Raw genomic sequence first — 26,103 nt, forward strand, 5'->3', positions numbered from 1 at the left:
CCGTCGTCTCAGCGCGGCGCCCGCCCCACGACGTTGTCGGGCCGGCTCCAGCGGATCAGCGATGCAGATTCTGCGGGCAGGGGACGACATTGGCCCTGGCAGAAAGGAAACACTAACACCGGTCTAGGGCTGCGGATGACCTGTGTCCGCGGTGGGGTCGTCCGCCTCACGCGTCGCCAGGGTCACGTCTGGGTCGGACGACTCGGCGTCGGGTGCTTCCACCGGCGCGCGGCCCGGCTCGTAGACCTCTTCCTCGCGCCCCGGACTGCGGCGAGCGCTGATCACGAACCAGATCAGCGCCGCGACGAACAGGACGATCGAGGTCCAGACGTTGAAGCGCAGGCCGAAGACGTTCTTGAGCTCCACGTTGTCGACCCGCAGCATCTCGATCCAGCCGCGTCCGAGCGTGTAGATCATGATGTAGAGCGCGACCACCCGACCGTGCCCGAGACGGAACCTGCGGTCGGCCCAGACGAGCAGCGCGAAGCCGGCCAGGCACCACAGGCACTCGTAGAGGAACGTCGGGTGGAAGGTCGTCCCGGGCGCGTAGCCGAGGTTGATCGCGGTGTCGTCGCTGACGGACAGGCCCCAGGGGAGGTCGGTCGGCCGGCCGAAGAGCTCCTGGTTGAACCAGTTGCCCCAGCGACCGATCGCCTGGGCCACCAGGACGCCGGGCGCCATCGCGTCGAGGACTGGCATCAGCCGGATCCCCTTGCGCTTGGCCCCGATGATCACGCCGACCGCACCGAAGGCGATCGAGCCCCAGACACCGAGGCCGCCGCGCCAGACGTAGAGCGCGTCGATCGCGTGCCGGCCGGCGCCGAAGTAGAGGTCGTGGTCGGTGGCGACGTGGTAGAGGCGACCGCCGACCAGGCCGAACGGGACGGCCCAGATCGCGAGGTCCTGGATGTCGCCGGCCGTGCCGCCGCGCGCGACCCAGCGGCGCTCGCCGATCCAGATCGCGGCGACGATGCCGAGGATGATCGCCAGCGCGTAGCCGCGGATCGGGAACGGGCCGATGAACCACTCCCCCGAGGACGGGCTCGGGATCGAGAGCGCGGTGATCAGCGTGTCCATCAGTCCTCGTTCAGCAGCGTGTGGATGTCGGAGGCGAACTCCGCGGACGACGTGTCCTGGTCCCAGTAGACCGGGGCGACACCATGGTCCTCGATGCCGGTGATCGTGGTGCCGTGCGTGACGTCGTAGCCCCCGGTGGGCAGCTTCTGGCCCTGCTCGACCCCGACCGCGAGGGGCTTGCCGACGGCGATGATCGTGTTGATGTCGCCGGTCAGCCCGATGAAGCCCGGGTCGAAGTGCTGGAGGTAGGTCTTCAGCACCGACTCGGTGTCACGCTGCGGGTCCGTGGTCACGAAGACCACGTCCACCCGCTCACGGTCCTGGGTGTCGAGCCGGGTCATTGCCGACGCGAGCGACGACATCACCGCCTGGCAGATGTCCGGGCAGTGCGTGTAGCCGAAGAACACCAGGGTCAGCGGCTTGTCGGGCGAGCTGGCGAGGGAGTACGGCTGTCCGTCGGTGTCGGTCAGCGAGTCCGGCGACGCCTGGAACGGCGGGTCGAGCTTGTTGCCGTGGAACGTGGCAGCGGCGTCGCTGCCGCCGCACCCGGAGAGGACCAGCAGCCCCGCGGCCACCAGCGCGACGAGGCTCTTACGCACGCCGGACGCCTCCCGCGAGCTCCTCGGTCAGCGTGGTCAGGGCGCGCAGGCCGGCCGCGCGGTCGTCGGGGTGGTCGAGCAGGCAGCGGACGAGCGCCGTACCGACGATCACGCCGTCGGCGAGCGCAGCGAGCTCGGCCGCCTGGGCGCCGGTGCTCACGCCCACGCCGACGCCGACCGGGAGCTGGGTCGTCGCCTTCGTGCGGGCGATCAGCGGGCCGACCCCCGCGGCCGTCGTCTGGGTCGTGCCGGTCACGCCCATGACCCCGGTCGCGTAGACGAACCCGCGCGAGGCGGCGGTGGTCATCGCGATCCGTTCGTCGGTCGACGACGGCGACACCAGGAAGACCTTGTCGAGGTCGTGGGCGTCGGCGGCGGCGATCCACTCGGGGGCGTAGTCCGGGGTGATGTCGGGCGTGATCAGGCCGGCACCCCCGGCGTTGGCGAGGTCCTGGGCGAACCGCTCGACGCCGTACTTCTCGATGGGGTTCCAGTAGGTCATCACGAGCGTGGGCGTGCCGGTCGCCGCGACCGCCTCGACGGTTCGGAGCACGTCGGCGGTGCGGACCCCGCGCTCGAGTGCCTGCTGGGCGGCGGCCTGGATCGTGGGTCCGTCCATCACCGGGTCGCTGTAGGGAAGGCCGATCTCGATCACGTCGCAGCCGGCGTCGACCAGTGCGAGGAGTCCGTCGATGCCGCCCTGGACGTCCGGGAAGCCCGCGGGCAGGTAACCCACCAGGGCTGCGCGACCGTCGGCGCGCGCCTTCTCGTAGGCGGTGCTCGTGCTCACTGACCGACCTCCTCGTCGGGGCTGCCGAGCTTGAAGTAGTCGAGCGCGGTGCCCATGTCCTTGTCACCGCGACCCGACAGGTTGACCAGCAGGGTCTGGCCCGGTCGCTCGGCCGCGATCTTCAGCGTGCCGGCGAGCGCGTGGGCGGACTCGATGGCCGGGATGATGCCCTCGGTGCGGGCGAGCAGCGCCATCGCGTCCATCGCCTCGGCGTCGGTGACGGGGAGGTACGTCGCCCGGCCGATGTCGGAGAGGAACGAGTGCTGCGGGCCGACGCCGGGGTAGTCGAGGCCGGCGGAGATCGAGTGGGACTCGACGGTCTGGCCGTCCTCGTCCTGGAGCACGAAGGTGCGGGCGCCGTGGAGCACGCCGCGGTCGCCGGCGTAGATGGTCGCGGCGTGCCGACCGGTCTCGTAGCCGTCGCCCCCGGCCTCGAAGCCGTAGATGTCGACCTCCGTGTCGTCGAGGAACGCCGTGAACAGCCCGATCGCGTTGGAGCCGCCGCCGACGCAGGCGGTGATCGCGTCCGGCAGCACGCCGTACTGCTCGAGGCACTGGGCGCGCGCCTCGTCGCCGATCCCCCGGCAGAACTCGCGGACCATGCTCGGGAAGGGGTGCGGCCCGGCGGCCGTGCCGAAGAGGTACGCCGTGTGGTCGACACTGGCGACCCAGTCGCGGAGTGCCTCGTTGATGGCGTCCTTGAGCGTCGCGCTGCCGGAGTCGACCGCGACGACCTTCGCGCCGAGGAGGTTCATCCGGGCGACGTTCAGCGCCTGGCGCTTGGTGTCGACCGAGCCCATGTAGACGGTGCAGTCGAGTCCGAAGTACGCCGCGGCGGTGGCGCTGGCGACACCGTGCTGACCGGCTCCGGTCTCGGCGATGACGCGCGTCTTGCCCATCCGCTTGGTGAGCAGCGCCTGGCCGAGCACGTTGCGGATCTTGTGGGCACCGGTGTGGTTGAGGTCCTCGCGCTTGAGCAGGATCCGGGCACCGACCTTGTCGGAGAGACGCTCAGCGAAGTAGAGCGGGCTCGGGATGCCGGCGTAGTCGCGCAGGATCGCCTCGAAGTCGCCGACGAACGTGGGGTCGGCCATGGCGTCGTGCCAGGCGACCGTGAGCTCGTCCAGCGCGGCGACCAGCGCCTCGGGCATGAACCGGCCGCCGAACCCCTTCCCCGGGTCGCCGAACCAGCCGTGCTCGTCGGCGTCGAACCTGGAGGGTGCCGTGCTCATGCTTCGACTCCTGTCATCTCGGCGACTGCGTGCTGCGGGTCGCCGTCCTTCACGAGTGCCTCGCCGACGAGCACCGCGCGGGCGCCTTCGCCGACGAAGCGCTTCACGTCGGCCGGACCGAAGATCCCGCTCTCGGCGACCTTGACGCGGTCGTCCGGGACGAGCGGCGCCAGCCGGCCGAAGGTGTCGTCGTGGATCTCGAGCGTCTTCAGGTTGCGGGCGTTGACGCCGACCAGCTCCGCACCGAGCTCGACCGCACGCTCCGTCTCGGCCTCGTCGTGCACCTCGACCAGCACCGTGAGACCGAGCTCGCGCGCCTCGTCGTACAGCCGGCGGAGCTCGTCGCCCGGCAGGGCCGCGACGATGAGCAGGGCCAGGTCGGCACCGGCCGCCCGGGCCTCGACCAGCTGGTAGGTCGACACGATGAAGTCCTTGCGCAGGACCGGGATGTCGACAGCCGCACGCACGGCGCGGAGGTCGGCGAGGCTGCCGCCGAAGCGGCGCTGCTCGGTGAGCACGCTGATCGCGGCCGCACCGCCCGCGGCGTAGGCGCTCGCGAGCTCGGCCGGATCGGGGATGTCCGCCAGGTCGCCCTTGCTCGGGCTGCGTCGCTTGACCTCGGCGATCACGCTCGACCCGCTCGATCGCAGGTGGGGCATCGGATCGAGCGGAGGTTCGACGTCGGCGAGCGCGGCCCGCAGGTCCGCCAGACCGGTCACCGCCTCGCGCTCGGCGAGATCGATGCGCACTCCGGCCACGATGTCGTCGAGCACGGACATGCGGGAACTCCAAGATCACGAGCGGGTGGGAGGTCCCAGTGTTTCACGCGCCGGAAGGCCGTCTCGAAACGGTAGGGTCCGCTGCACGAGGCCGGAACAGACGGACGGCCGCAACGAAGGGTTCGACCAGTGAGCTACTCAGAGCCACCTCCTCCGCCGCAGTACGGCGCTCCGGTTCCGCCCATGGGTGGTGTGCCGCCGAAGCGTTCGGGCATGGCGGTCGCCGGCCTCGTGCTCGGCATCATCGGCGTCATCCCCTGCTTCTGGGGATGTTTCATCTTCTCGATCCTGGCAGTCGTGTTCGGCCAGCTGGGCAAGAAGGACATCCGCGAGTCCGCGGGCGCCAAGACCGGTGAGGGTGCCGCCAAGTGGGGCTTCATCCTCGGCATCGTCGGGATCGCGCTGGGTGTCGTCTACTACATCCTCGTCGCGACCGACGTCATCAACTTCAGCTACACCACCAGCTGAGGCACACGGCGTACGACGGGGTCGGTCCTGCGGGACCGGCCCCGTTCGCCATTTCCTGAGGCGCCTAGGGCGCGAGCCAGCTGCCGGGCAGGTTGCGCAGCACCGTGAAGACCACGAGCAGCGCGAGGGCGGCGTAGGACACCGGGCGCACCACGCTCATCGGCGGGGCGTAGCTGCGGCCCTGCCACCGGCCGAGCGCCCAGAGCGCGAGCCCGACCAGGATGAAGGGCAGCGCCACGACGAAGGCCAGGTTGCTGGAGGCGGCGCCGAGCAGGTCACCGTTCGAGAGGTCGTTGACCGCCCGCAGGCCACCGCAGCCCGGGCAGTAGAACCCCATCGCCGCGCTCGGGCAGAAGCCCCACGACCCCGAGGAGTGGGGGTCGCGCACGTGCAGGGCGAGCGTCGCGAGCGACAGCCCGCCGATCACGAGGACCGGCCGCCGCATCCGCTCCCGGCGGGTCGCCGGGGTGTCCCGGGCGACTGCGGTGGGGAGCGTGGCGGTCACGGCCGGCTCGTCAGTGGCTGGCCTCTTCGTGGTAGCCGAGCTTGGCCATCACGAAGAAGATCACCAGCGAGGCAAGGGCGAGCGCGACGCCGACCCAGAAGATCGTCCAGTTGATCGGGTCGAGCAGCATGCCCGCCGCGCCGACGACGAACCCGAGCATCGCGACCGTGACGAAGGTCCATGCTGCTGGGGTGTTGCCGTGGTTGTCAGACATGCAGGGCTCCTCGGGCGCGGGGTGTCGTCTCGTGCGGGTGCAGTCTATTCGGGTCGGTCACGCGGTGGGGTCACGACCCTCGTCCATGGCCTTCCAGAGGTCGAGGCTGGTCTGCTCCTCGGGGTCGATCACGGGCGCTGCGGGCTGCGCACCGGGGGCGTCGTACTTGGTGCCCATCTCGGGCCACGACGGCGCGAGACGCACCGCGAGCACACACGCCCCGACCGAGAGCAGGGCGCCGAGGACGGCGAGGAACGCCCAGACGGTCGGGAACGTGTCGACCCCGCCACCGAGCGCGGCGATCGCGTCCTTCAGGCGCCCGGGCTCCTTCACGAGACCGACCACCGCCGCCACGAGGGCACCCGCCGACGCGACCACACCGAGCAGGGCGACACCACGTCGTACGCGCCCGCGGGTCACCAGGACCACGCCCCAGCAGGCCAGCACCACGAGCCCGAGGGCCGTCACCAGCGGCTGGTGGGCGTCGTAGCGGGCCAGCGAGATCGCCGTGCCCGTCGCGCCGTCGTCGTTGGTCGAGGTGACGTGGGCAGCCGCCCGGTCCCCCGCGATCGCGACCAGGCCGGCCGACGCGAGTCCGAGGAGGACGACCGGGCCGAAGGTACGCCGGCGCTTGCCCGGCTCAGCCATCGGACGGGAGCAGGTCGGCGTCGAAGCAGGTGCGGTCACCCGTGTGGCAGGCGGCGCCGACCTGGTCGACCTTCACCAGCAGGGTGTCGCCGTCGCAGTCGAGCCGGACCTCCTTGACCCACTGCACGTGGCCCGAGGTGTCGCCCTTGATCCAGTACTCCTGGCGCGAACGGCTCCAGTACGTCGCCCGCCCGGTCGTCAGGGTGCGCGCCAGCGCCTCGTCGTCCATCCACCCGAGCATCAGCACCTCGCCGGTGTCGTGCTGCTGCACGACGGCGGGCACCAGCCCGTCGGAGGTGCGCTTGAGCCGGTCGGCGATCACGGGGTCGAGAGACGTCACCGGTCCAGTATCCCGCGTGGAAGAACCCCTCCCCACCACCGGCCCGGCTGCCCGGGCGCCGGTCCGGCCACGGCGACGGCGCAGCCGGAGACGCGAGGGCCCTCGGCGGACGAGTGGATGGGCTTGGCCCCCCGGAGCGAGGAACGAGCGTAGGGGTGGTTTCGTCCGACGAGGGCCCTCGCGGCGCAGGCGGAGCCGGCGCCCCACCCCGGACCGGCACCCGTTGGACAGCACGGACCGAGCCCCGCGCAGCGGCCAGCCCGAAGCGCAGCGTCGGACACCAGTCCCCAGGAGGGCTGCGGGGGTTTCGAGACAGGCCCCCAGGGGGCCTTCCTCAACCAACGGTGCGTCAGCCGTGCTGGGCGACCCAGGACGCGTGGAGCCCGGCGTAGACGGACCCCTCCTGGGTCACAAGCACGGAGTGCGGGCCGCGCTGGACGATCCGACCCTTGTCGACCACGACGACCTCGTCGGCCTGCTCGGCCGTCGAGAGCCGGTGGGCGATGGTGACCGAGGTCCGCCCGCTCATCAGCCGCTCGAGCGCCCGGCCGATCCGCATCTCGAGCGCCGGGTCGACGGCGCTCGTCGCCTCGTCGAGCACCAGCAGGTCGGGGTCGACGAGCTGGGCCCGCAGCAGCGCGACGAGCTGTCGCTCCCCCGCCGACAACGACTCGCCGCGCTGGCCGACCAGGGTCTCGATGCCGGCCGGGAGCCCGGCCAGCCAGTCGCCGAGGCCGAGCTCGTCGGCGCTGGCGAGGATCTCCTCGGGGGTCGCCTCGAGCCGGCCGTAGCGGACGTTGGCCGCGAGGGTGTCGTCGAAGAGGAAACCCTCCTGCGGCACCAGCACCACGCTGCGGCGCATCGAGGTCTGGGCGATCGAGCGGACGTCGACGCCGTCGAGGAGGACGTCTCCGGTGGTCGGGTCCATCAACCGGGTCAGCAGCTTGGCGATCGTCGACTTGCCCGACCCGGTCTCCCCGACCACCGCGACACGGGTGCCGGCGGCGATGTCGAGGTTGATGTCGCGCAGCACCGGCGGTCCGCCGGGGTAGGCGAACGACACGTCCTGGAACCGCACGTCGAGCGGGCCGCGCGGCAGCGTCTGACCGTCGACGCCCGGGTCGACCAGGTCGGCCGGCGTCTCGAGGATCCCGATCACCCGGCGCCAGCTGACGATGGCGTTCTGGGCGTCGGTGAGGATCTGGGTGCCCATCTGCACCGGCCCGACGAACAGCGAGACCAGGAACGCGAAGGCGAGCACCTTGCCGGCCGTCATCTCCCCCGCGAAGCCGAGCCAGATGCCGATGATGAGCACGCCCGCGTTGGCGAGCCCCGCGGAGATGCCGCCGAGCGAGAAGGACACGACGGTGAACTGCTGGGCGCGGGTGCTGGCGGCCTTGTACTCCTCGATCGCCTCGTCGATCCGCGCCTGGGTGCGGTCCTCGACGGCGTACGACTTCACGACCGCGGCGCCGACGACCGGCTCGGAGATGGCCGACAGCATCACGGCGACCTGGCTGCGGACGACGCCGTACGCCTCGGAGAGCTTGCGCTGGAAGTAGCGGATGGAGAGGAAGAGCGGCGCGAAGCACAGCCAGACCACCAGGGCGAGCTGCCAGCTGTAGAAGACCATCACGACGGTCGCGATCAGCACCTGACCGGTGCTGACGATCAGCAGCAGCCCTCCGAACACGAGGAACTGGCTGACCTGGTCGACGTCGCTGGTGACCCGGGAGACGAGCGCTCCGCGCCGCTCGGTGTTCTGGGTGAGCAGCGGCAGGTCGTGGACGTGGCGGAACGCCTTGATCCGCAAGGTGGCCAGGCCGCGCTCGGCTGCGGTGAACAGCCGGGCGGTCATGGCGTACGACGCCAGGGCGCTGACCCCGATCACCAACGCGGCGGCGATCGCCATCAGGACGACGAACGACACGTCGGGCCCACCGGGTCCGTTGATGCCCCGGTCGACGGCCTGCTGGACCGTGATCGGCACGACGACCTGGCCGACCGAGGCGATCACGGCCAGCACCAGGGTCCACCCGATGCCGACCCTGAGCTCGGGCGAGAAGAACATGCCGCGACGGATGGTCGCGAAGGCGCCGATCTCCTCGCCGGAGTCGAACGTGGTGCCGGAGGTCTGCTCGACGGTGCTCATGTCGCCAGCTCGCCTTCCTGCTCGTAGGCGTTGACCAGGTGGGCGTACGACGGGCTCCGCCGCAGCAGCTCGGCATGGGTGCCGCGACCGGCCACCCGGCCGTCCTCGAGGTGGATGACCTCGTCCGCCAGCCCGATGGTGGCCTTGCGGTAGGCGACCACGACCAGCGTCGTGTCGTCGTCGCCCGAGCGCAACGCCTCGAGGATCCGCGCCTCGACCTCGGGGTCGACCGCCGAGGTGGCGTCGTCGAGGATCAGCAGCCGTGGGTGACGGACCAGGGCGCGGGCCAGGGAGATCCGCTGCCGCTGCCCGCCGGAGAGGGACGTGCCACGCTCGCCGAGCCGGGTGTCGAGCCCGTGCGGGAGCGCGGCGACGAAACCGTCGCCCTGCGCTGCCCGTAGCGCGGCCCAGACCTCGTCGTCGGTGACGTCGGCTCCCAGCGTGACGTTGCCCCGGACGGTGTCGTCGAAGAGGAACGCGGTCTGCGGCACCATCGCCACGGTCTCGGCCAGCTCTCCGTGGGCGAGGTCGCGCAGGTCGGTGCCGTCGAGGAGGATCCGGCCGTCGTCGGGGTCGACTAGCCGGGTCATCAGGCTGGTGAGGGTGCTCTTGCCGGACGCGGTCGCGCCGACCAGCGCGACGGTGCGACCGGGCTCGACCGCGAAGGTCAGGTCGTCGATCAGAGGCTGGTCGGGCTCGTAGCGGTAGCCGAGACCCTCGATCTCGAGCCGCGCGCCCGCGCCGGAGACGCGGTCGGCCGGCTGGTCGCCGTACGGCATGTCGCCGCGCGCCCGCAGCACCGACTGGACCCGCCGGAAGCCGACGACGCTGCGCGGGAACTCGCCGAGCAGCCAGCCGATCGAGCGGATCGGGAAGGAGACGATGGTCAGGAGGTAGGCGACGGTGACGACGTCGCCGGGGTCGGTGTGGCCGTGGAGGACCCGCTCGACGCCGACGACCAGCACGACGAGGACGCCCAGGTTGGGCACGGCGGCCAGCGTGGGGTCGAACGCCGCGCGGATCCGGCCCGCGCGGATGTTGATGTCGCGCAGCTCGTGGGCCTTGGCCGAGAACCGGGCGGTCTCCTCGGTCTCGCGGCCGAGGGTCTTGACGACCATGGCGCCATCGAACGACTCGTGGGCGACCTCGCTGAGCTCGGCGCGCAGCTGCTGGGCTCGGGTCATCAGCGGGGACGCGAGGCGCTGGTAGGCGAGGTTGGCGACGATGACGGCCGGGAACACCAGCAGCCCGACGAGCGCCATCACGACGTCGGTCACGAACATCTGGACGATGGCGATCACCATCATCGCGAGCGTGCCCACCGCCATCGGCAGCGGCGCGATCGGACCCCAGGCGGCCTCGACGTCGGAGTTGGCGTTGGAGAGCAGCTGGCCGGTCGGGTGGCGCTGGTGCCACTCCATCGGGAGCGCGAGGTACTGCCGGGTGACGGCGCGGCGCGTGTGCGCCTGCATCCGGAACTGCATCACCCCGGCGCCGAGGCGGCGCGCGACGATGCCGACGGCGCGGAGCAGCGCGACGCCCAGGAAGAGTGCGAACACCGCGACGAGGAGGTGCGCGGGGATCTCGCCGTCGCGGAAGGCAGGGAGCACCACGTGGTCGGTCGCCCAGCCAAGGACCCAGGCGTCGGCGACCGTCAGCGCGCCGAAGAGCAGGCTGCCGACGGTCGAGAGCGTGAAGATCAGCGGCTCACGTCGGATCGCGACCCAGAGGACGGCAAATCCCTCACGCGTCGTGCTGCGCGTGCGCCGCTTGTCGACCACCTGTTGACTGCCTCTTCCGTCTCGTCCTGCTCGCGGGCAACCCGCTGCCCTGCGAGGGTATTCCCACCCACCGACATCCGGACTGTCCGCGTCCCGGTCGCCCTATGCTCGCGCCATGACGACCTCGCTCGCCCGTCGCGAACGCATCGCCCTCTGCGACCTCGCCCTCGTCCTCGGCGAGGATGCCCCGACCCTCTGCAGCGGCTGGGACGCCCGGGACCTCGTCGCGCACCTCCTCCTCCGGGAGCACCGGCCGCTCGCCGGCGCCGGCATCACGATCGGCGCCATGTCGCGCTTCACCGACCGGCAGATGGCTCGCTACCGCCAGCAGGACTTCGGGGTGCTCGTCGAGAAGCTCCGCACGCCGGGGTTCACGCCCTTCGCGATCCCCGCGGTCGAGAGGCTCGCCAACACGATGGAGTACGTCGTCCACCACGAGGACCTGCGCCGGGGTCAGCCCGACTGGCAGCCGCGCGACCTCGACCCGGCCGACGACCAGGAGCTCTGGGCGATGCTGCGCAAGGGCGCGTCGTTCGCCGGCCGCAAGCTGCCCGTGCCGACCGTCATCCGGCGCGCCGGGACCGATGAGGTGGCCACCGCCAAGAAGGGTGAGGGCACCGTGACGATCACGGGGGCACCGGTCGAGCTCGTGCTCTTCCTCTTCGGCCGCTCCTGCGCCTCGGACCTCGTCTTCGACGGGCCGGACGACGCCGTGGCCGCGGTCCGCAACGCCGACCTCGGCATCTGAGGTTCACGCGGCCCCGGCAGGGGTACCGTCAAGGGCACCTACTTCTCGGAGGTTCCCGTGGTCGTCGTCTGGATCGTGATCGGCGTCGTGGTGCTGGCCCTGGCCGCCTGGGCGTTCTTCCCACACCGGCGTGGTGTCGTCGACAGCGAGCTCAAGCTGTCGCAGAAGAAGATGCAGGGCCGCACCGGCATGTACGACAACAACCCGTACTAGGAGATCGAGATGTTCTGGCTGATCGCACTCGCCGTCGTCCTCGTGCTCGGCGCCCTCGCCTGGTGGACGAGTGGTCGCGCCCGCCGAGGCGTCGACTCGTCGAAGATGCACACCTCGATCGCGAAGTCGCAGAGCAACGTCGGCATGCGTTCCGGTCGCCCTGAGGGCGGGCCGGGTGGTCCGAGCATCGGCGGCCCCGGCGGCTTCTAGCGACGGCCACGTCGTCCCGACCGAGGAGGTCGTCATGGTGATCTGGATCGTCGTCGGCGTCGTCGTGCTCGCCCTGGCCGGGTGGGCGTTCTTCCCGCGCCGGCGCGGTGTGATGGACGGCGAGATCGAGCGCTCCCAGAGGACGCTCGAGGGTCGCGCAGGCATCTACGACAGGCCGGGCGACCTCTAGCGCACCGGGTGACCGGCGTCGGCGAGCGACTGCTTGACGTCGGCGATCCGCAGGGTGCCGAAGTGGAAGACGGTCGCGGCGAGCACCGCGTCGGCCCCGGCCTCGACGGCGGGCGGGAAGTGCTCGGTGGCGCCCGCGCCGCCGGAGGCGATCACCGGGATGCTGACCTCACGGCGTACGGCGCGGATCAGCTCGAGGTCGAAGCCGTCCTGGGTGCCGTCGGCGTCCATCGCGTTGAGCAGGATCTCCCCCGCGCCGAGCTCGGCCGCACGGACCGCCCACTCGATCGCGTCCAGACCGGCGGACTTCCGACCGCCGTGCGTCGTCACCTCGAAGCCGGACGCCGTGCCGGCGGCGCGACGCGCGTCGACCGAGAGCACGAGGACCTGGTTGCCGAACCGGTCGGCGATCTCCGCGACCAGCTCGGGACGGTGGATCGCGGCGGTGTTGACCGCGATCTTGTCGGCGCCTGCGCGCAGCAGTCGGTCGACGTCCTCGACCGAGGACACTCCCCCGCCGACGGTCAGCGGGATGAAGACCTGCTCGGCGGTCGCGGACACGATCTCCATGGTCGTCGCGCGACCCTCGTGCGAGGCCGAGATGTCGAGGAAGGTCAGCTCGTCGGCGCCCTCGGCGTCATAGACCTTGGCGAGCTCGACCGGGTCGCCGGCGTCGCGGAGCTCCTGGAAGTTGATGCCCTTGACCACCCGGCCGCCGTCGACGTCCAGGCACGGGATGACGCGTACGGCGAGGCTCACGATCCACCCTTGGTCAGCGCGAGGGCGTCCTCGAGCGTGAACCGACCCTCGTAGAGCGCGGTCCCGGCGATCGCGCCCTCGACCCCGACGGACACCAGACCCATCAGCGCCTCGATGTCGGCGAGCGTCGTGACGCCTCCCGAAGCGATGACGGGCCGGTCGGTGACGGCGCAGACGTCCTTCAGGAGCTGGAGGTTGGGGCCCTGGAGCATGCCGTCCTTGTTGACGTCGGTGACGACGTAGCGGGCACAGCCCTCGGCGTCGAGCCGGGCCAGCGTCTCGTAGAGGTCGCCGCCGTCCTTGGTCCAGCCCCGGGCCGCGAGGGTGGTGCCGCGTACGTCGAGGCCGATCGCGATCCGGTCGCCGTGCTCGGCGATGATCCGTGCGCACCACTCGGGCTGCTCGAGCGCGGCGGTGCCGATGTTGACCCGGCGGCAGCCGGTCGCCAGCGCCGCGTCGAGGGACTCGTCGTCGCGGATACCGCCGCTCATCTCGACCTGGATGTCGAGCGCTCCGACGATCTCGGCCTGCAGCTCACGGTTGTTGCCACGACCGAACGCCGCGTCGAGGTCGACCAGGTGCAACCACTCGGAGCCGGCGTCCTGCCACCGCAGGGCGGCGGCCACCGGGTCGCCGTACACACGCTCCGAGCCGGCGACGCCCTGGGCGAGCTGGACGGCGCGGCCCTCGGTGATGTCGACGGCGGGCAGCAGCTGGAGGTAGGTCATCGGGGCGGTCCTCAGGATCGACGGAAGAGCATGGTGTGCAGGACGGGGGCGGCGAGCAGGCTGACGATGACGGCGCAGAGGCGGATGGCCCAGTCGTCGAAGACGATCCAGACCAGGATGTTGAGGGCGAGCAGCATCGCGATCGTCGCGCCGGTCTGCCGGCGACGGCGCTGGGCGAGGATGCCCGCCTGACCGGGCCGGCGTTTGGGCAGTCGGGACGTGATGACCCGCTTGCGTGCCTCACGCCGCTCCTGGCGCTCGGCCTCGGCCGCACGGGCAGCAGCGACGACCGCGGCCTCGCGTTCCCGCTCCGCCCGGCGTTGGGCGCGCTCCTTGCTCACAACGACTCCACCCAGTTGCGCAGGAGGGCAGCACCGGCGTCACCCGACTTCTCCGGGTGGAACTGGGTCGCGGTCAGCGGGCCGTTCTCGACGGCGGCGACGAACCGGTCGCCACCGTGCTCCGCCCAGGTCACCAGGGGCGCGCGGGTGCGGTCGTTGGTCACGAGGGTCCAGTCGCGGACGGCGTACGAGTGCACGAAGTAGAAGCGCTCGTCCTCGATCCCGGCGAAGAGCGACGTGCCGTCGGGGACGTCGACGGTGTTCCACCCCATGTGAGGGACGACGGGGGCCTGGATGCGCTCGACGACGCCCGGCCACTCGTCGCAGCCGTCGGTCTCGACGCCGTGCTCGACCCCGCGCTCGAAGAGGATCTGCATGCCGACGCAGATGCCGAGCACCGGGCGACCGCCCGCGAGACGGCGCCCGATGATCCGCTCGCCCTTGATCGCACGCAGCCCGGCCATGCACGCGGCGTACGCCCCGACACCCGGCACCAGCAGACCGTCGGCGTTGAGCGCCGTGTCGAAGTCGCCGGTCAGCGTGACCTCGGCACCGGCGCGCTCGACCGCGCGCACGGCGGAGCGGAGGTTCCCCGACCCGTAGTCGAGAACCACCACGTGGGGAACGCTCACAGAGCGCCCTTGGTGCTGGGGATCCCCGTCTCCCGGGGGTCGAGCGCCACCGCGTCGCGGAAGGCGCGGGCGAAGGCCTTGAACTGCGTCTCCACGATGTGGTGCGGCTCGCGGCCGGCCAGCACCCGCACGTGCAGCGCGAAGTGGCCGTGGAAGGCGATCGACTCGAAGACGTGCTGCGTCAGCGAGCCGAGGTACGACGGGGTGGAGCCGCCCAGCTGGACGTACTGCTGCCCCTCGGGCTCACCGGTGTGCACGCAGTAGGGACGGCCGGACACGTCGACGACAGCCTGGACCAGCGCCTCGTCGAGCGGGACGGTGGCGTCGCCGAAGCGGCGGATGCCCTGCTTGTCGCCAAGGGCTTCGCGCAGCGCCTGGCCGAGGGCGATCGCGGTGTCCTCGGTCGTGTGGTGGGCGTCGATCCAGTGGTCGCCCTCGGACTGCACGGTGAGGTCCACGAGGCTGTGGCGCGCGAAGGCCGTGAGCATGTGGTCGTAGAAGCCGATGCCGGTCGAGATGTCGTGGCGGCCGGAGCCGTCGAGGTCGACCTCGACGAGCACCTTCGACTCGCTGGTCTGGCGCTCGATCCGTGCGGTGCGACTCATCCGACTACCTCCGTCAGTGCTTGCTTGAACGCCATCATCTCGTCTGCGGTGCCGATCGACACCCGCAACCAGCCGTCCGGCCCGGTCTCCCGGATCAGCACGCCGCGGTCGAGCAGCCCCTGCCAGACAGCATGACGGTCCCCGAAGGTGCCGAACAACGCGAAATTGGCGTCGCTGTCGGCGACCTGGAGCCCCTGCTCGCGCAGCCAGGCGACCGTGGCGTCGCGCTCGACGCGGAGCTCGTCGACCTTGCCGAGCAGCTCGGGCGCGTGCTCCAGCGCTGCCAGCGCGGTCGCCTGGGTGACGGCCGAGAGGTGGTAGGGCAGGCGCACGACCCGGATCGCGTCGCAGATCGCGGGGTCGGCGGCCAGGTAGCCCAGCCGGAGCCCGGCCGCGGCGAACGCCTTGCTCATGGTGCGCGTGACGACGAGGTTGCGGTGGTCGGGCAGCAGCTCGACCGCGCTCGGGACGCCCTCGCGGCGGAACTCGCCGTACGCCTCGTCGACGACGACGAGGCCGTCACCTGCTGCCGTGCAGAGCATGCCGACGGCCTCGGGCGGGAGCGCCGTGCCGGTCGGGTTGTTGGGGCTCGGCAGCAGCACCACGCTCGGCCGCTCGCGCTCGATCGCCTCGCGCGCGGCGTCGAGGTCGAGGCTGAAGTCGTCGGCCCGGCGGCCCTGCACCCACGTGGTCGAGGTGTCGCGGGCGTACTCCGGATACATGGAGTACGTCGGGGCGAAGCTCATCGCCGTCCGCCCCGGACCGCCGAAGGCCTGCAGCAGCTGCAGCATCACCTCGTTGGACCCGTTGGCCGCCCAGACCTGCTCGACGGCGATGCCGTGCGGGGTGTCCCGGGAGAGGTACGCCGCGAGCGCGGTGCGCAGAGCGACGTGCTCGCGGTCCGGGTAGCGGTTGAGCGTGAGCGCGGCCTCGCGCACGGCGGCCGCGATGTCGTCCGCGCACGCCTCGCTCGGGCCGTAGGGGTTCTCGTTGGTGTTGAGCTGCACGGGCACGTCGAGCTGGGGTGCGCCGTACGGCTCGATGCCACGCAGCTCCTCGCGGAGCGGAGGGAAGCCCATGTCGTCAGTCCTGGAAGCGGACGGAGACCGCCGCGCCGTGGCCGGGCAGGTCCTCGGCCTCGGCGAGCGTCACGACGTGACCGGCGACGGCCTCGAGCGCGTCGCGCGAGTAGTCGACGACGTGCATCGACTTGGTGAACGCGCGCACGGACAGCCCGCTGCTGTGGCAGGCGCAGCCACCGGTGGGCAGCACGTGGTTGGAGCCGGCGCAGTAGTCGCCGAGGCTCACCGGCGCGAACTGCCCGACGAAGACGGCGCCCGCGTTGCGGATCCGGGCGGCGTACGACGCGGCGTCGGCCGTGTGGATCTCGAGGTGCTCGGCGGCGTAGGCGTTGACCACGTCGAGGCCCTGCTCGAGGTCGTCGACCAGCACGACGCCCGACTGCGGGCCGGTCAGGCTGATCCGGATCCGCTCGGAGTGCTTGGTGATCGCCACCTGGGTCTCGAGCTCGACCTCGACCGCGGCGGCCAGCCGCTCGGAGGGCGTGACGAGGACGGCGGCCGCGAGCGGGTCGTGCTCGGCCTGGCTGACCAGGTCGGCGGCGACGTACGCCGCGTCGGCGGTGTCGTCGGCGAGGATCGCGATCTCCGTGGGGCCGGCCTCGGAGTCGATGCCGACCTGTCCCTTGAGCAACCGCTTGGCGGTGACGGTGTAGATGTTGCCGGGGCCGGTGACCAGGTCGACCTTGGCGCACGGGCCGACGCCGTACGCGAACATGGCGATCGCCTGGGCGCCGCCGACGGCGTAGACCTCGTCGATCCCGAGCAGCGCGCAGGCCGCGAGGATCGTGGGGTGCACCGAGCCGCCGAACTCCTTCTGCGGCGGGCTGGACAGCGCGATCGACTCGACGCCGGCGGTCTGGGCGGGCACGACGTTCATCAGCACGCTGGAGACGAGCGGGGCGAGCCCACCGGGCACGTAGAGCCCGACCCGACCGACCGGCACCTTGCGGTGGGTGACCCGCGCGCCGGGACCGAGGTCGGTCACGGCGTCGTGCTCGAGCTCCTGGGCGCAGGTCGCCCGCAGTCGGCGGATCGACTCGTCCAGAGCAGCCCGGATGTCGGGGTCGAGCTCGGCCAGCGCGGTCTGCAGCGCGGCAGCCGGGATGCGGATGTCGTCGACGCTCACGCCGTCGAACCTCTCGCCGTACTCCCGGATCGCGTCGAGTCCGCGGGTGCGGACCTCCTCGCAGATCGCATGCACCGCCGGGACCGCCGCCTCGACGTCGAAGTCGGCGCGCGGCACGGCTTCGCGGTAGTCGATGGAGCCGGCTGCGGCGCCACGGAGGTCGATACGGCGGATCATGGCTCGATTCTACGAGCCGCCACGCCTGGGCTGCCCCCGGGCGACAGGGGGTGGACGGGCTACGTTGGCAGGGTGAGTGACGGGGTGGACGAGACGCTGCCGATGTTCCCGCTCAACACGGTGCTGTTCCCGGGTGTGAGCGTGCCCTTGACCGTCTTCGAGGACCGCTACCGCGCGCTGGTGCACCACCTGCTGCGGATCGAGGACCCGATCGACCGGGTCTTCGGCTCGGTCGGCATCCGCGAGGGCTACGAGGTGGGCGACCACGGCGCCCAGTCGCTCTACCGGGTCGGCTGCCGGGTGCAGCTGACCGAGGTCGAGGCACACCCGGACGGCACGTTCGACGTGGTCGCGGTCGGGATCGAGCGGATCCAGCTCGACCGGCTCGACACGACCGGGACGTTCCCGGTCGGTCACATCACCGCCCGCCCCGACATCGAGTCGCCCGTCCCCGAGTCCGTCCTGGAGCGGGCCCGGATCGCCTTCACGGCCTACCGCGCCGCGCTCGCCGACATCCGGAGCGACCCCTACTCAGGCGCGCTCCCCCGCGACCCGACGTACCTCTCCTGGACGCTGGCCGCCGTCGCCCCGCTGCCCCTGCCCGAGCGCCAGGCGCTGCTCGAGGCGGAGGACGCGAGCGAGCGGCTGATCCTGGTCACCGACCTGCTCCGCTCCGAGCTGCGCGCGATGAACGTGATCCCGTCGCTGCCGGCCACCGAGGTCGCCCGCACGCGCTGGAGCCCCAACTAGCGATGGCCAAGAGGAAGTCCGCCGGCGGTACACCGGCCACCGTGGCGCTGACCGGCGCGGGCATCGACTTCGTGCTGCGTGAGTACACGCACGACCCCCGCGCGGAGTCCTACGGTCTGGAGGCCGCGGAGGCCCTCGGCGTCGACCCGGCCCGGGTCTTCAAGACCCTGATGGCCACCGTCGACGGCGCCCTGACGGTCGGCATCGTGCCGGTCTCCGGGCAGCTCGACCTCAAGGCACTGGCCCGCGCGGTCGGCGGCAGCAAGGCGGCGATGGCCGATGTCAGTGCCGCGGAGCGGGCGACGGGGTACGTCGCCGGAGGGATCTCCCCGATCGGCCAGAAGCGTGCGCACCCCACCGTGCTCGACGAGAGCGCGCTGGAGCACGCCACGATCTTCGTGTCCGGCGGTCGGCGTGGGCTGGACCTCGAGATCGCGCCGGCCGACCTGGTGTCGGTCAGCTCGGCGGTAGTGGCACCGATTGGTCGGCACTGACCTCGTGGCTCGTCCGGCGCACTGAGGTGCCGAGGAAGACCAGTGCGACGCCGATCAGGGCGCCGACGGGGATCGCGATGTAGGGACTCTTGCCGGGCACGGTCAGCTGCTCGGGGATCATCGCCCCGTCAGCAGCAGTCTTGGCGAGGACGGTCGGGTCGGCCGGACCGAGCGCGGTGCCGACGAGGTACATCAGCCAGGCGGCGAGCGCTGAGCCGACCAGGACCGCGGCCAGGGTCAGCAGCGGTGCGCGGTCGAGGAAGAGCGCGACCACGGCCCCGGTGACCAGACCGGCCACGGCGCCGACGACGACGTACCACCCGGTGCTGGAGAACTGCTCCGACAGCGCGATCGCATCGGCGGGCGCCCACTTGTGGTCGAGCACGCCGCCCATCGCGGGCGTCCACAGCCACTGCCACACGACACCGGCGAGCACGCCGACGACGCAGAAGACCGCTTCGATGATCGCGGCCTGCACGACCGCCCCGCGGTCGATCGTCATCCGGTCAGACATCCAGGTCCCAACAGCTGCTTGAGGTCGGCGAAGAGCGCGGGGCTCGGGCTCACGCGGTGCTTGTCCAGGCTCATCACGAGCGTGGACTCGCGGGTCAAGAGTCGCAGTCGCACCTCGGTCATGCCCGGGTGGGTGCGCAGGACGTCCTTGAGCTGGTCGACGACCGGCGGGGTGCAGCGGGTGGACGGCAGGCTGATCACGACCGGCCCGGACGGCCCGTCGGAGAGGTCGGGCAGCGTGACCTCCTGCCCCATGATCTCGGGCTGGTCCTTGCTCCGCGACAGCCGGCCCTTGACCGTGATGATGGCGTCCTCGGAGATCAGGTGACCGGCCAGCTGCCACGAGCTCGGGAAGAGCAGCACGTCGATCGCGCCGTCGAGGTCCTCGAGCGTGACCATCCCCCACGCGTCACCGCGCTTGGTGATCTTGCGCTGGATGCCGGTGACCAGGCCGGTGATCTGGATCGGGCTGCCGTCGGCGCGCTCCTCGTCGAGCATCAGCTGGCCGACGGTGCAGTCGGAGCTGTTGGCGAGCAGGTGCTCGAGGCCGAGCAGCGGGTGGTCGGAGACGTAGAGGCCGAGCATCTCGCGCTCGTGGCCGAGCAGCGTGGTCTTGTCCCACTCGTCGATCTCGGGGATCGCGACCGAGATGCCGAAGCCGGTGCTGCCGTCGTCGTCGAGGCCCCCGAAGAGGGAGTCCTGGCCGATCGCCTCGTTGCGCTTGATGTCGACGTACTGGTCGACCGCGGTCTCGTGGATCGCGACGAGCGCCCGCCGCTTGTGCTTCATGTCGTCGAAGGCGCCGGCCTTGACCAGCGACTCGATGACCCGCTTGTTGCAGACGAGGGCCGGGACCTTCTCCATGAAGTCGTTGAAGCTCTCGTAGCGGCCCTTCTCCTCGCGCCCGCTCACGATGCCGTCGACGACGTTGGCGCCGACGTTGCGGACCGCGGTGAGCCCGAAGCGGATGTCGTTGCCGACCGGGGTGAAGTTGGCGGCCGACTCGTTGACGTCGGGCGGGAGCACCTGGATCTTCATCCGGCGGCACTCGTTGAGGTAGATCGCCGACTTGTCCTTGTCGTCCTTGACCGAGGTCAGCAGGGCCGCCATGTACTCAGCCGGGTAGTTGGCCTTGAGGTAGGCGGTCCAGTAGGAGACCAGGCCGTACGCCGCGGAGTGGGCCTTGTTGAAGGCGTAGTCGGAGAAGGGCAGCAGGATGTCCCAGAGCGTCTTGACCGCCGCCATCGAGTAGCCGCGGTCCTGCATGCCCTGCGAGAAGCCGGCGAACTGCTTGTCCAGCTCCTCCTTCTTCTTCTTGCCCATCGCGCGACGCAGGATGTCGGCCTGGCCCAGGCTGTAGCCCGCGAGCTTCTGGGCGATCGCCATGACCTGCTCCTGGTAGACGATCAGACCGTAGGTCTCACCCAGGATGTCGGCGAGCGGCTCGGCCAGCTCGGGGTGGATCGCCTCGACCGGCTCGCGACCGGTCTTGCGACGGGCGTACTTGTTGTGGGAGTCGGCACCCATCGGGCCGGGCCGGTAGAGCGCACCGACGGCGGAGATGTCCTCGAAGAGGTCGGGCTTCATCGAGCGCAGCAGCGCCCGCATCGGGCCACCGTCGAGCTGGAAGACACCGAGGGTGTCGCCGCGCTGGAGCAGGGCATACGTCGCCGGGTCGGTCAGCTCGAGGTCCTCGAGGACGACGTCCTCGTCGCGGTTCATCTTGATGTTCTTGACCGCGTCGTCGAGCACGGTGAGGTTGCGCAGCCCGAGGAAGTCCATCTTGATGAGGCCGAGGGCCTCACAGGTGGGGTAGTCGAACTGGGTGATCATCGCGCCGTCGGCCGGCCGCTTGAGCATCGGGATGATGTCGAGCAGCGGCTCGCTGGACATGATCACGCCGGCGGCGTGCACGCCCCACTGGCGCTTGAGCCCCTCGATGCCGATCGCGGTGTCGACGACGCGCTTGACGTCGTTGTCGGCGTCGTACAGCGACCGGAACTCGCCGCCCTCACCGAAGCGCTTGTGCTCGGGGTTGAAGATCTCCTGGAGCGGGACGTCCTTGCCCATCACCGCGGCGGGCATCGCCTTGGTGATTCGGTCGCCCATCGCGAAGGGGTAGCCGAGGATCCGCGAGGAGTCCTTGACCGCCTGCTTGGCCTTGATGGTGCCGTAGGTGACGATCATCGAGACCCGGTCGTCGCCGTACTTCTCGGTGACGTAGCGGATCACCTCACCGCGCCGACGCTCGTCGAAGTCGATGTCGAAGTCGGGCATCGAGACGCGGTCGGGGTTGAGGAACCGCTCGAAGATGAGGCCGTGGACCAGGGGGTCGAGGTCGGTGATCCGCATCGCGTAGGCGACCATCGAGCCCGCACCGGAGCCTCGGCCGGGGCCGACGCGGATGCCGTTGTCCTTGGCCCAGTTGATGAAGTCGGCGACGACGAGGAAGTAGCCCGGGAAGCCCATCGAGGTGATGACCCCGACCTCGAACTCGGCCTGCTTGCGCACGTCGTCGGGGATGCCGTTGGGGTAGCGGAACCGCAGCCCCTTCTCAACCTCCTTGACCAGCCAGGAGTCCTCGTTCTCCCCCGGAGGGCAGGGGAAGCGCGGCATGAAGGTGCCGTTGCCCTCGGTGAACGAGACGTCGCAACGCTCCGCGATCAGCAGCGTGTTGTCGCAGGCCTCGGGGAAGTCACGCCAGAGGTCGCGCATCTCGGCGGCCGTCTTGATGTAGTAGCCGTCGCCGTTGAACGCGAACCGCTGCCCGGGTCCGTCACCGGCCGGGATGTCCATCGTCGACCCGGAGTTGATGCACAGCAGGTGCTCCTGGCTCTTCGCGTCCTCCCTGTTGACGTAGTGGGAGTCGTTGGTCGCCAGCAGCGGGATCTGCAGGTCCTTGGCCAGCCGGAGCAGGCCGTCGCGGACCCGCGTCTCGATGTCGAGCCCGTGGTCCATCAGCTCCAGGAAGTAGTTGTCCTTGCCGAGGATGTCCTGGAAGTCGGCGGCGGTCTGGCGGGCCGCCTCGTAGGCGCCGTGGCGCAGGTGGACCTGGACCTCGCCGGACGGGCAGCCGGTGGTGCCGATGATGCCCTTGCCGTGCTGCGAGAGCAGCTCGCGGTCCATGCGCGGGTGCTTGAAGAAGCCGTCGCGCCAGGCGCCGGTCGAGAGCCGGAAGAGGTTGTGCATGCCCTCGGTGGACTCCGAGAGCAGCGTCATGTGGGTGTAGGCACCACGGTTGGAGACGTCGTCGGGGCCGCCGCCGTAGAAGTTGACGCCCTTGCGCTCGAAGCGGGAGATGTTGGGGGCGAAGTAGGCCTCGATGCCGATGATCGGCTTGACCCCGGCGTTCTTCGCCTTCTTGTAGAACTCGTAGGCACCGAACACGTTGCCGTGGTCGGTCATCGCGATGGCGGGCATCCCCAGCTCGGCCGTGCGCTCGGCCAGGGCGCCCAGTCGGGCGGCGCCGTCCAGCATGGAGTACTCCGTGTGGACGTGGAGGTGGACGAAGGAGTCCTGAGAGCCTGAAGCCATCGTCGCGGGCCACTCCTCGGCGGTGTGCGGGCATACAGAATACGGGTCACGATCGCGTCGTGACGGCGCCTGGGGGAAGGACGTCAGACTACGCGACCGCTGGGGTCGATGGTGGCACCCACCACCGACATGTCCTCACCGCGCCGCGTCGAGGCTCTCGGTGATGATCGTGTGGACGATCCGGGCCAGCCGGTCGCGGCCCAGCGCAGGCGCGCGGGCGGCCATCGCCGCGGCGATCGCCTGCTCGCGGACCGGGTCGCGGGTGGTGTCGTGCTTGATGTCCTGGACCGCGGCCGTCAGCGCCGCGCGGCGGGCCAGCAGGTCGCCCAGGTCCTGGTCCACCTCGTCGATCAGCCGCCGGAGGAAGGTCAGCGGCTGCTCCCCCACCCACGCCATGCGTACGTCGGGAGCCTTCTCCTCGTTGGCGGAGCCGTCCGTCCGCTCGAGCTCGATCAGGCCGTGGTGGCGGTAGAACGCGCGGGCCGGAGCGTTCATCTCGAAGACCCACAGGCAGAAGCCGTCAGGTCGCTGCGCCTTGGCGACCTCGAGCAGCGCGGAGCCGATGCCCCGCCCCGCGTGGGACGGTGCGACGTAGAGGTCGTCGAGCCAGGTGGGGGTCAGCCGGGCGTAGCCGACGACCTGGCCCTCGGTCTCGGCCACCCACGCCTCGTCCTCGGCGAGCCGGCCGGTCAGCCAGCCGTGCACCTCGTCGTCGGAGTGGATGCTCGGCGGCATCGCAGCAGCGCCGCGCGAGGCGAGGTGGACGGCGACCACGGCGTCGACGTCGGCGGTGTCGGCCGGTCTAATCAGCATCGCGGATCACCTCGAGCGCGTGCGCGAGGTCCTCCGGGTACTCCGTGCTGTACTCCACGTACGTGCCCGTGTCGGGGTGCTCGAAGCCGAGGCGTACGGCGTGCAGCCACTGGCGCTCGAGCCCCACCCGCTTGGCGAGCGTCGGGTCGGCGCCATAGGTGAGGTCGCCGACGCAGGGGTGCTTCAGGGCGGCCATGTGCACCCGGATCTGGTGGGTCCGGCCGGTCTCGAGGTGGACCTCCAGCAGGCTGGCGAACCGGTGCGCCTCGAGGGTCTCGTAGTGGGTCACGCTGTGGCGGCCGTCGGCCATCACCGCGAACTTCCAGTCCGACTTCGGGTGCCGGCCGATCGGGGCGTCGATGGTGCCCTCGAGCGGGTCCGGGTGGCCCTGGACCATGGCGTGGTAGACCTTGTTGACCGTGCGGTAGCGGAAGGCGTTCTTGAGCACCGAGTAGGCGTGCTCGGACTTGCAGATCACCATGACGCCGGACGTGCCGACGTCGAGACGCTGGACGATGCCCTGGCGCTCGGACGCACCGCTGGTCGAGATCCGGAAGCCCGCACCGGCGAGGTGGCCGACGACGGTCGGCCCGGACCAGCCCGGCGAGGGGTGCACGGCCACGCCCACGGGCTTGTCGATCACGACGATGGCGTCGTCGTCGTGGATGATCTTGATGCCCTCGACGATCTCGGGGACGACGGCCAGCGGGTCGATCTCGACCGGGATCGTGACGTCGAGGACGGCCCCGGGCAGCACCCGGTCGCTCTTGGTCGCGGCGTGCCCGTCGAGCTCGACGTGACCGGCCGCGATCAGGTCGGCGGCCTTGCTCCGGGAGACCCCGAAGAGACGCGCCATCGCGGCGTCCACGCGCTCACCGGCCAGCCCCTCGGGGACCGTGAGGGTCCGGTGGTCGGCTCCGGCGCTCACTCCCGCACCACGCGGGTGCCGTCGATCCGGATGCCCCGGTAGACCTGGATCAGGATCAGCACCGCCGCGGTGTCGATGCACATGTCGGCGACGTTGAAGACCGGCCAGTGCGGCAGCATGAAGAAGTCGATGACGTGTCCGCGCAGCGGGCCGGGCTCACGGACCAGCCGGTCGGTGAGGTTGCCGGCGACCCCGGCGAGCAGGAAGCCGAGGGCGAAGGCCCAGCCCAGGCTGCCGAGCCGGCGGGCCAGGTAGAGCACGATCACGACGGCGACCATCGCCACGATGGTGAAGACCTCGGTGTACGCCGTGCCGGTGCTGAACGCGGCTCCCGGGTTGCGCACCAGGTGGAGGACCAGCCAGTGCCCGACGATCTCGACGTCCGGGTGGTCGGTGAGCCGGTCGACCGCGATGATCTTCGAGACCACGTCGACGGCGTACGCCGTCAGCGCGACGAGTGCGAAGACCACCAGCATCCGGCCCCGAGGGCCTGAGGGTCGCGTCGGCTGGGACGTGTCCTGGTCGCCGGTCAGCGACGCTCCTCGCGCTGCTTGCATGTCATGCACAGTGTGGCACGCGGGAAGGCCATGAGCCGCATCTTGCCGATGGGGTTGCCGCACGACTCGCAGACGCCGTAGGTGCCGTCGTCGATGCGTGCCAGGGCCCGCTCGATCTGCGCCAGCTTGTCGCGTTCGCTGTTGAGGACGGTCAGCTCGTGGTCGCGCTCGAAGCTGGTCGCGCCCAGGTCGGCCTGGTCCTGCCCGGCGCCGTCACCGGAGTCGCGCATCAGGCCGTTGAGGTCGTTGTCGAGGCCCTGGATCATCTCGAGGCTGTGGTCGCGCTGCTCGTGCAGCTCGTCGAGGACCTCCTTGAGCTCGGCCTTGGTCCACGCAGCCTCGCCGGCCTGCACGACGAGCGCGCTGGGGGCCGCCTTGCGCGGCGCCGCGGACTTCTTCGCGGGCGCGGCCTTCTTGGCCGCGGCCGCCGCCGTCGGAGCCGCGGCCTTGACCGGTGCGGCCTTCTTCGCGGGAGCTGTCTTCTTCACAGGTGCGGCCTTCTTGACGGGTGCGGCCTTCTTGACGGGTGCGGCCTTCTTGACGGGTGCGGCCTTCTTGACGGGTGCAGCCTTCTTCACAGGTGCGGCCTTCTTCACAGGTGCGGCCTTCTTCGCGGGCGCGGCCTTCTTCGCGGGCGCGGCCTTCTTCGCGGGCGCGGCCTTCTTCGCGGGCGCGGCCTTCTTCGCGGGCGCGGCCTTCTTCGCGGGCGCGGCCTTCTTCGCGGGCGCAGCCCTCTTCACCGGAGCGGCCTTCTTGGCAGGTGCAGCCTTCTTCACCGGAGCGGCCTTCTTCGCGGGCGCAGCCTTCTTCACCGGAGCGGCCTTCTTGGCAGGTGCAGCCTTCTTCGCGGGCGCAGCCTTCTTCACCGGAGCGGCCTTCTTCACCGGCGCAGCCTTCTTCGCGGGAGCGGCCTTCTTCGCCGGAGCCTTGGCAGCGGCGCCGTTCTTCGTCGCGGTGGAGGTGCTCGCAGCCTTCGCCGTGGACGCCTTGGCGGCCGGCTTGCGGGTGATCACCTTGCGCGCTGCGGTCGCCGCCTGCCCAGCTAGTGATTTCCTCGTACTGCGAGCCATGACGGGCCTCCTCGGCCTTCGGCGACTGTGGAACGTGCCACAGTGGGTG

At 70.9% G+C, this 26,103-nt stretch carries 31 protein-coding genes; 7 read left to right on the top strand and 24 right to left on the bottom strand.

The features are described from left to right. Nucleotides 1-123 precede the first annotated feature (123 nt). Genes lgt through trpC form a run of 5 tightly spaced genes read right to left on the bottom strand, consistent with a single transcriptional unit; the run spans nucleotide 124 to nucleotide 4,477 of the window. Complete coding sequence (gene lgt, locus ABLE68_RS21265; RefSeq protein WP_348874090.1) at nucleotides 124-1,077, bottom strand: prolipoprotein diacylglyceryl transferase; 954 nt, start codon at nucleotides 1,075-1,077, stop codon at nucleotides 124-126. Next, nucleotides 1,077-1,676 carry an SCO family protein gene (locus tag ABLE68_RS21270; protein ID WP_348874092.1) on the bottom strand — a complete coding sequence of 200 codons (600 nt, stop codon included), beginning with the start codon at nucleotides 1,674-1,676 and terminating at the stop codon, nucleotides 1,077-1,079. Before ABLE68_RS21270 ends, lgt begins: the two co-directional genes overlap by 1 nt. Beyond that, entirely contained in the window at nucleotides 1,669-2,466 is a 798-nt protein-coding gene (trpA, locus tag ABLE68_RS21275; RefSeq protein WP_348874094.1) for a tryptophan synthase subunit alpha, read from the bottom strand. The genes ABLE68_RS21270 and trpA overlap by 8 nt, the downstream gene beginning before the upstream one ends. Continuing rightward, a complete protein-coding gene (gene trpB / locus ABLE68_RS21280; protein WP_348874096.1) occupies nucleotides 2,463-3,698 on the bottom strand; it encodes a tryptophan synthase subunit beta in 1,236 nt (411 codons plus the stop codon). The genes trpA and trpB overlap by 4 nt, the downstream gene beginning before the upstream one ends. Then, nucleotides 3,695-4,477 (bottom strand): indole-3-glycerol phosphate synthase TrpC, encoded by a 783-nt coding sequence (trpC, locus tag ABLE68_RS21285; RefSeq protein ID WP_348874098.1) that lies wholly within the window; start codon nucleotides 4,475-4,477, stop codon nucleotides 3,695-3,697. Before trpC ends, trpB begins: the two co-directional genes overlap by 4 nt. Before the next feature lie 213 nt (nucleotides 4,478-4,690). On the opposite strand from trpC, the gene ABLE68_RS21290 reads away from it, so the two are divergent. Continuing rightward, complete coding sequence (locus ABLE68_RS21290; protein WP_348874099.1) at nucleotides 4,691-4,945, top strand: DUF4190 domain-containing protein; 255 nt, start codon at nucleotides 4,691-4,693, stop codon at nucleotides 4,943-4,945. A 64-nt stretch (nucleotides 4,946-5,009) separates the two neighbouring features. Here ABLE68_RS21290 and ABLE68_RS21295 read toward each other — a convergent pair whose 3' ends face one another. The 6 genes from ABLE68_RS21295 to ABLE68_RS21320 form a co-directional block, all read right to left on the bottom strand. Continuing rightward, a complete protein-coding gene (locus tag ABLE68_RS21295) occupies nucleotides 5,010-5,450 on the bottom strand; it encodes a DUF2752 domain-containing protein (protein ID WP_348874100.1) in 441 nt (146 codons plus the stop codon). Nucleotides 5,451-5,460: 10 nt separating this feature from the next. Further along, entirely contained in the window at nucleotides 5,461-5,664 is a 204-nt protein-coding gene (locus ABLE68_RS21300) for an HGxxPAAW family protein (protein WP_348874102.1), read from the bottom strand. A 57-nt stretch (nucleotides 5,665-5,721) separates the two neighbouring features. Then, nucleotides 5,722-6,312 (bottom strand): Trp biosynthesis-associated membrane protein, encoded by a 591-nt coding sequence (locus ABLE68_RS21305; protein ID WP_348874103.1) that lies wholly within the window; start codon nucleotides 6,310-6,312, stop codon nucleotides 5,722-5,724. Then, nucleotides 6,305-6,652: a phosphoribosyl-AMP cyclohydrolase gene (hisI, locus tag ABLE68_RS21310; RefSeq protein ID WP_348874105.1), complete on the bottom strand. Its 348-nt coding sequence runs from the start codon at nucleotides 6,650-6,652 to the stop codon at nucleotides 6,305-6,307. Before hisI ends, ABLE68_RS21305 begins: the two co-directional genes overlap by 8 nt. Nucleotides 6,653-7,001: 349 nt before the next feature. Next, on the bottom strand, nucleotides 7,002-8,804 hold the full coding sequence (locus ABLE68_RS21315) for an ABC transporter ATP-binding protein (protein ID WP_348874106.1): 1,803 nt from the start codon (nucleotides 8,802-8,804) through the stop codon (nucleotides 7,002-7,004). Continuing rightward, nucleotides 8,801-10,585, bottom strand: coding sequence for an ABC transporter ATP-binding protein (locus ABLE68_RS21320; RefSeq protein WP_348874108.1), 1,785 nt, complete (start codon nucleotides 10,583-10,585; stop codon nucleotides 8,801-8,803). Before ABLE68_RS21320 ends, ABLE68_RS21315 begins: the two co-directional genes overlap by 4 nt. A gap of 115 nt (nucleotides 10,586-10,700) precedes the next feature. On the opposite strand from ABLE68_RS21320, the gene ABLE68_RS21325 reads away from it, so the two are divergent. From ABLE68_RS21325 to ABLE68_RS21340, 4 genes are read left to right on the top strand one after another with little or no spacing between them, the layout of a single operon-like run. Next, entirely contained in the window at nucleotides 10,701-11,333 is a 633-nt protein-coding gene (locus ABLE68_RS21325) for a TIGR03085 family metal-binding protein (RefSeq protein WP_348874109.1), read from the top strand. 57 nt (nucleotides 11,334-11,390) lie between these two features. Continuing rightward, nucleotides 11,391-11,546, top strand: coding sequence for a hypothetical protein (locus tag ABLE68_RS21330; RefSeq protein ID WP_348874110.1), 156 nt, complete (start codon nucleotides 11,391-11,393; stop codon nucleotides 11,544-11,546). 9 nt (nucleotides 11,547-11,555) lie between these two features. Continuing rightward, nucleotides 11,556-11,756, top strand: a complete 201-nt coding sequence (locus tag ABLE68_RS21335) for a hypothetical protein (protein WP_348874111.1) — start codon at nucleotides 11,556-11,558, stop codon at nucleotides 11,754-11,756. Nucleotides 11,757-11,790: 34 nt separating this feature from the next. Next, nucleotides 11,791-11,946 carry a hypothetical protein gene (locus ABLE68_RS21340; RefSeq protein ID WP_348874112.1) on the top strand — a complete coding sequence of 52 codons (156 nt, stop codon included), beginning with the start codon at nucleotides 11,791-11,793 and terminating at the stop codon, nucleotides 11,944-11,946. On the opposite strand, the gene hisF is transcribed toward ABLE68_RS21340, so the two are convergent. From hisF to hisD, 7 genes are read right to left on the bottom strand one after another with little or no spacing between them, the layout of a single operon-like run. Continuing rightward, entirely contained in the window at nucleotides 11,943-12,704 is a 762-nt protein-coding gene (gene hisF / locus ABLE68_RS21345) for an imidazole glycerol phosphate synthase subunit HisF (RefSeq protein ID WP_348874114.1), read from the bottom strand. The two genes, ABLE68_RS21340 and hisF, sit on opposite strands and share 4 nt — an antisense overlap. Further along, nucleotides 12,701-13,432, bottom strand: coding sequence for a bifunctional 1-(5-phosphoribosyl)-5-((5-phosphoribosylamino)methylideneamino)imidazole-4-carboxamide isomerase/phosphoribosylanthranilate isomerase PriA (priA, locus tag ABLE68_RS21350; RefSeq protein WP_348874115.1), 732 nt, complete (start codon nucleotides 13,430-13,432; stop codon nucleotides 12,701-12,703). Before priA ends, hisF begins: the two co-directional genes overlap by 4 nt. 11 nt (nucleotides 13,433-13,443) lie before the next feature. Then, nucleotides 13,444-13,773: a hypothetical protein gene (locus ABLE68_RS21355; protein ID WP_348874116.1), complete on the bottom strand. Its 330-nt coding sequence runs from the start codon at nucleotides 13,771-13,773 to the stop codon at nucleotides 13,444-13,446. After that, nucleotides 13,770-14,405: an imidazole glycerol phosphate synthase subunit HisH gene (hisH, locus tag ABLE68_RS21360; RefSeq protein WP_348874118.1), complete on the bottom strand. Its 636-nt coding sequence runs from the start codon at nucleotides 14,403-14,405 to the stop codon at nucleotides 13,770-13,772. The genes ABLE68_RS21355 and hisH overlap by 4 nt, the downstream gene beginning before the upstream one ends. Further along, nucleotides 14,402-15,010 carry an imidazoleglycerol-phosphate dehydratase HisB gene (gene hisB, locus ABLE68_RS21365; RefSeq protein ID WP_348874120.1) on the bottom strand — a complete coding sequence of 203 codons (609 nt, stop codon included), beginning with the start codon at nucleotides 15,008-15,010 and terminating at the stop codon, nucleotides 14,402-14,404. The genes hisH and hisB overlap by 4 nt, the downstream gene beginning before the upstream one ends. Beyond that, nucleotides 15,007-16,089 (bottom strand): histidinol-phosphate transaminase, encoded by a 1,083-nt coding sequence (locus ABLE68_RS21370; RefSeq protein WP_348874122.1) that lies wholly within the window; start codon nucleotides 16,087-16,089, stop codon nucleotides 15,007-15,009. Before ABLE68_RS21370 ends, hisB begins: the two co-directional genes overlap by 4 nt. 4 nt (nucleotides 16,090-16,093) lie before the next feature. Then, nucleotides 16,094-17,395: a histidinol dehydrogenase gene (gene hisD, locus ABLE68_RS21375; protein ID WP_348874124.1), complete on the bottom strand. Its 1,302-nt coding sequence runs from the start codon at nucleotides 17,393-17,395 to the stop codon at nucleotides 16,094-16,096. Between the two features lie 72 nt (nucleotides 17,396-17,467). On the opposite strand from hisD, the gene ABLE68_RS21380 reads away from it, so the two are divergent. Together ABLE68_RS21380 and ybaK are read left to right on the top strand one after the other, a co-directional pair. Further along, complete coding sequence (locus tag ABLE68_RS21380) at nucleotides 17,468-18,145, top strand: LON peptidase substrate-binding domain-containing protein (RefSeq protein WP_348874126.1); 678 nt, start codon at nucleotides 17,468-17,470, stop codon at nucleotides 18,143-18,145. 2 nt (nucleotides 18,146-18,147) lie between these two features. Beyond that, on the top strand, nucleotides 18,148-18,639 hold the full coding sequence (gene ybaK / locus ABLE68_RS21385; protein ID WP_348874127.1) for a Cys-tRNA(Pro) deacylase: 492 nt from the start codon (nucleotides 18,148-18,150) through the stop codon (nucleotides 18,637-18,639). Here ybaK and ABLE68_RS21390 read toward each other — a convergent pair. From ABLE68_RS21390 to ABLE68_RS21415, 6 genes are all read right to left on the bottom strand, one after another. After that, nucleotides 18,602-19,141 (bottom strand): hypothetical protein, encoded by a 540-nt coding sequence (locus ABLE68_RS21390; protein ID WP_348874129.1) that lies wholly within the window; start codon nucleotides 19,139-19,141, stop codon nucleotides 18,602-18,604. The two genes, ybaK and ABLE68_RS21390, sit on opposite strands and share 38 nt — an antisense overlap. After that, nucleotides 19,138-22,686: a DNA polymerase III subunit alpha gene (gene dnaE / locus ABLE68_RS21395; protein WP_348874130.1), complete on the bottom strand. Its 3,549-nt coding sequence runs from the start codon at nucleotides 22,684-22,686 to the stop codon at nucleotides 19,138-19,140. Before dnaE ends, ABLE68_RS21390 begins: the two co-directional genes overlap by 4 nt. A 135-nt stretch (nucleotides 22,687-22,821) precedes the next feature. Beyond that, nucleotides 22,822-23,499 carry a GNAT family N-acetyltransferase gene (locus ABLE68_RS21400; protein WP_348874131.1) on the bottom strand — a complete coding sequence of 226 codons (678 nt, stop codon included), beginning with the start codon at nucleotides 23,497-23,499 and terminating at the stop codon, nucleotides 22,822-22,824. Then, nucleotides 23,489-24,427, bottom strand: a complete 939-nt coding sequence (locus tag ABLE68_RS21405) for an RluA family pseudouridine synthase (protein WP_348874133.1) — start codon at nucleotides 24,425-24,427, stop codon at nucleotides 23,489-23,491. Before ABLE68_RS21405 ends, ABLE68_RS21400 begins: the two co-directional genes overlap by 11 nt. Beyond that, nucleotides 24,424-24,984: a signal peptidase II gene (locus ABLE68_RS21410; RefSeq protein ID WP_348874135.1), complete on the bottom strand. Its 561-nt coding sequence runs from the start codon at nucleotides 24,982-24,984 to the stop codon at nucleotides 24,424-24,426. Before ABLE68_RS21410 ends, ABLE68_RS21405 begins: the two co-directional genes overlap by 4 nt. Continuing rightward, nucleotides 24,957-26,054, bottom strand: a complete 1,098-nt coding sequence (locus tag ABLE68_RS21415) for a TraR/DksA family transcriptional regulator (RefSeq protein ID WP_348874137.1) — start codon at nucleotides 26,052-26,054, stop codon at nucleotides 24,957-24,959. The genes ABLE68_RS21410 and ABLE68_RS21415 overlap by 28 nt, the downstream gene beginning before the upstream one ends. Between the last annotated feature and the right edge of the window lie 49 nt (nucleotides 26,055-26,103).

This window comes from Nocardioides pollutisoli, from assembly GCF_040045055.1.
Taxonomy (GTDB): domain Bacteria; phylum Actinomycetota; class Actinomycetes; order Propionibacteriales; family Nocardioidaceae; genus Nocardioides; species Nocardioides tweenelious.

Coding starts and splice junctions, on each gene's coding strand:
- lgt (WP_348874090.1), bottom strand. CDS start 1,077: ATGGACACGCTGATCACCGCGCTCTCGATCCCGAGCCCGTCCTCGGGG.
- trpB (WP_348874096.1), bottom strand. CDS start 3,698: ATGAGCACGGCACCCTCCAGGTTCGACGCCGACGAGCACGGCTGGTTC.
- trpC (WP_348874098.1), bottom strand. CDS start 4,477: ATGTCCGTGCTCGACGACATCGTGGCCGGAGTGCGCATCGATCTCGCC.
- ABLE68_RS21290 (WP_348874099.1), top strand. CDS start 4,691: ATGGCGGTCGCCGGCCTCGTGCTCGGCATCATCGGCGTCATCCCCTGC.
- ABLE68_RS21300 (WP_348874102.1), bottom strand. CDS start 5,664: ATGTCTGACAACCACGGCAACACCCCAGCAGCATGGACCTTCGTCACG.
- ABLE68_RS21305 (WP_348874103.1), bottom strand. CDS start 6,312: ATGGCTGAGCCGGGCAAGCGCCGGCGTACCTTCGGCCCGGTCGTCCTC.
- ABLE68_RS21315 (WP_348874106.1), bottom strand. CDS start 8,804: ATGAGCACCGTCGAGCAGACCTCCGGCACCACGTTCGACTCCGGCGAG.
- ABLE68_RS21325 (WP_348874109.1), top strand. CDS start 10,701: ATGACGACCTCGCTCGCCCGTCGCGAACGCATCGCCCTCTGCGACCTC.
- ABLE68_RS21335 (WP_348874111.1), top strand. CDS start 11,556: ATGTTCTGGCTGATCGCACTCGCCGTCGTCCTCGTGCTCGGCGCCCTC.
- ABLE68_RS21340 (WP_348874112.1), top strand. CDS start 11,791: ATGGTGATCTGGATCGTCGTCGGCGTCGTCGTGCTCGCCCTGGCCGGG.
- priA (WP_348874115.1), bottom strand. CDS start 13,432: ATGACCTACCTCCAGCTGCTGCCCGCCGTCGACATCACCGAGGGCCGC.
- hisB (WP_348874120.1), bottom strand. CDS start 15,010: ATGAGTCGCACCGCACGGATCGAGCGCCAGACCAGCGAGTCGAAGGTG.
- ABLE68_RS21370 (WP_348874122.1), bottom strand. CDS start 16,089: ATGGGCTTCCCTCCGCTCCGCGAGGAGCTGCGTGGCATCGAGCCGTAC.
- hisD (WP_348874124.1), bottom strand. CDS start 17,395: ATGATCCGCCGTATCGACCTCCGTGGCGCCGCAGCCGGCTCCATCGAC.
- ybaK (WP_348874127.1), top strand. CDS start 18,148: ATGGCCAAGAGGAAGTCCGCCGGCGGTACACCGGCCACCGTGGCGCTG.
- ABLE68_RS21390 (WP_348874129.1), bottom strand. CDS start 19,141: ATGACGATCGACCGCGGGGCGGTCGTGCAGGCCGCGATCATCGAAGCG.
- dnaE (WP_348874130.1), bottom strand. CDS start 22,686: ATGGCTTCAGGCTCTCAGGACTCCTTCGTCCACCTCCACGTCCACACG.
- ABLE68_RS21400 (WP_348874131.1), bottom strand. CDS start 23,499: ATGCTGATTAGACCGGCCGACACCGCCGACGTCGACGCCGTGGTCGCC.
- ABLE68_RS21410 (WP_348874135.1), bottom strand. CDS start 24,984: ATGCAAGCAGCGCGAGGAGCGTCGCTGACCGGCGACCAGGACACGTCC.
- ABLE68_RS21415 (WP_348874137.1), bottom strand. CDS start 26,054: ATGGCTCGCAGTACGAGGAAATCACTAGCTGGGCAGGCGGCGACCGCA.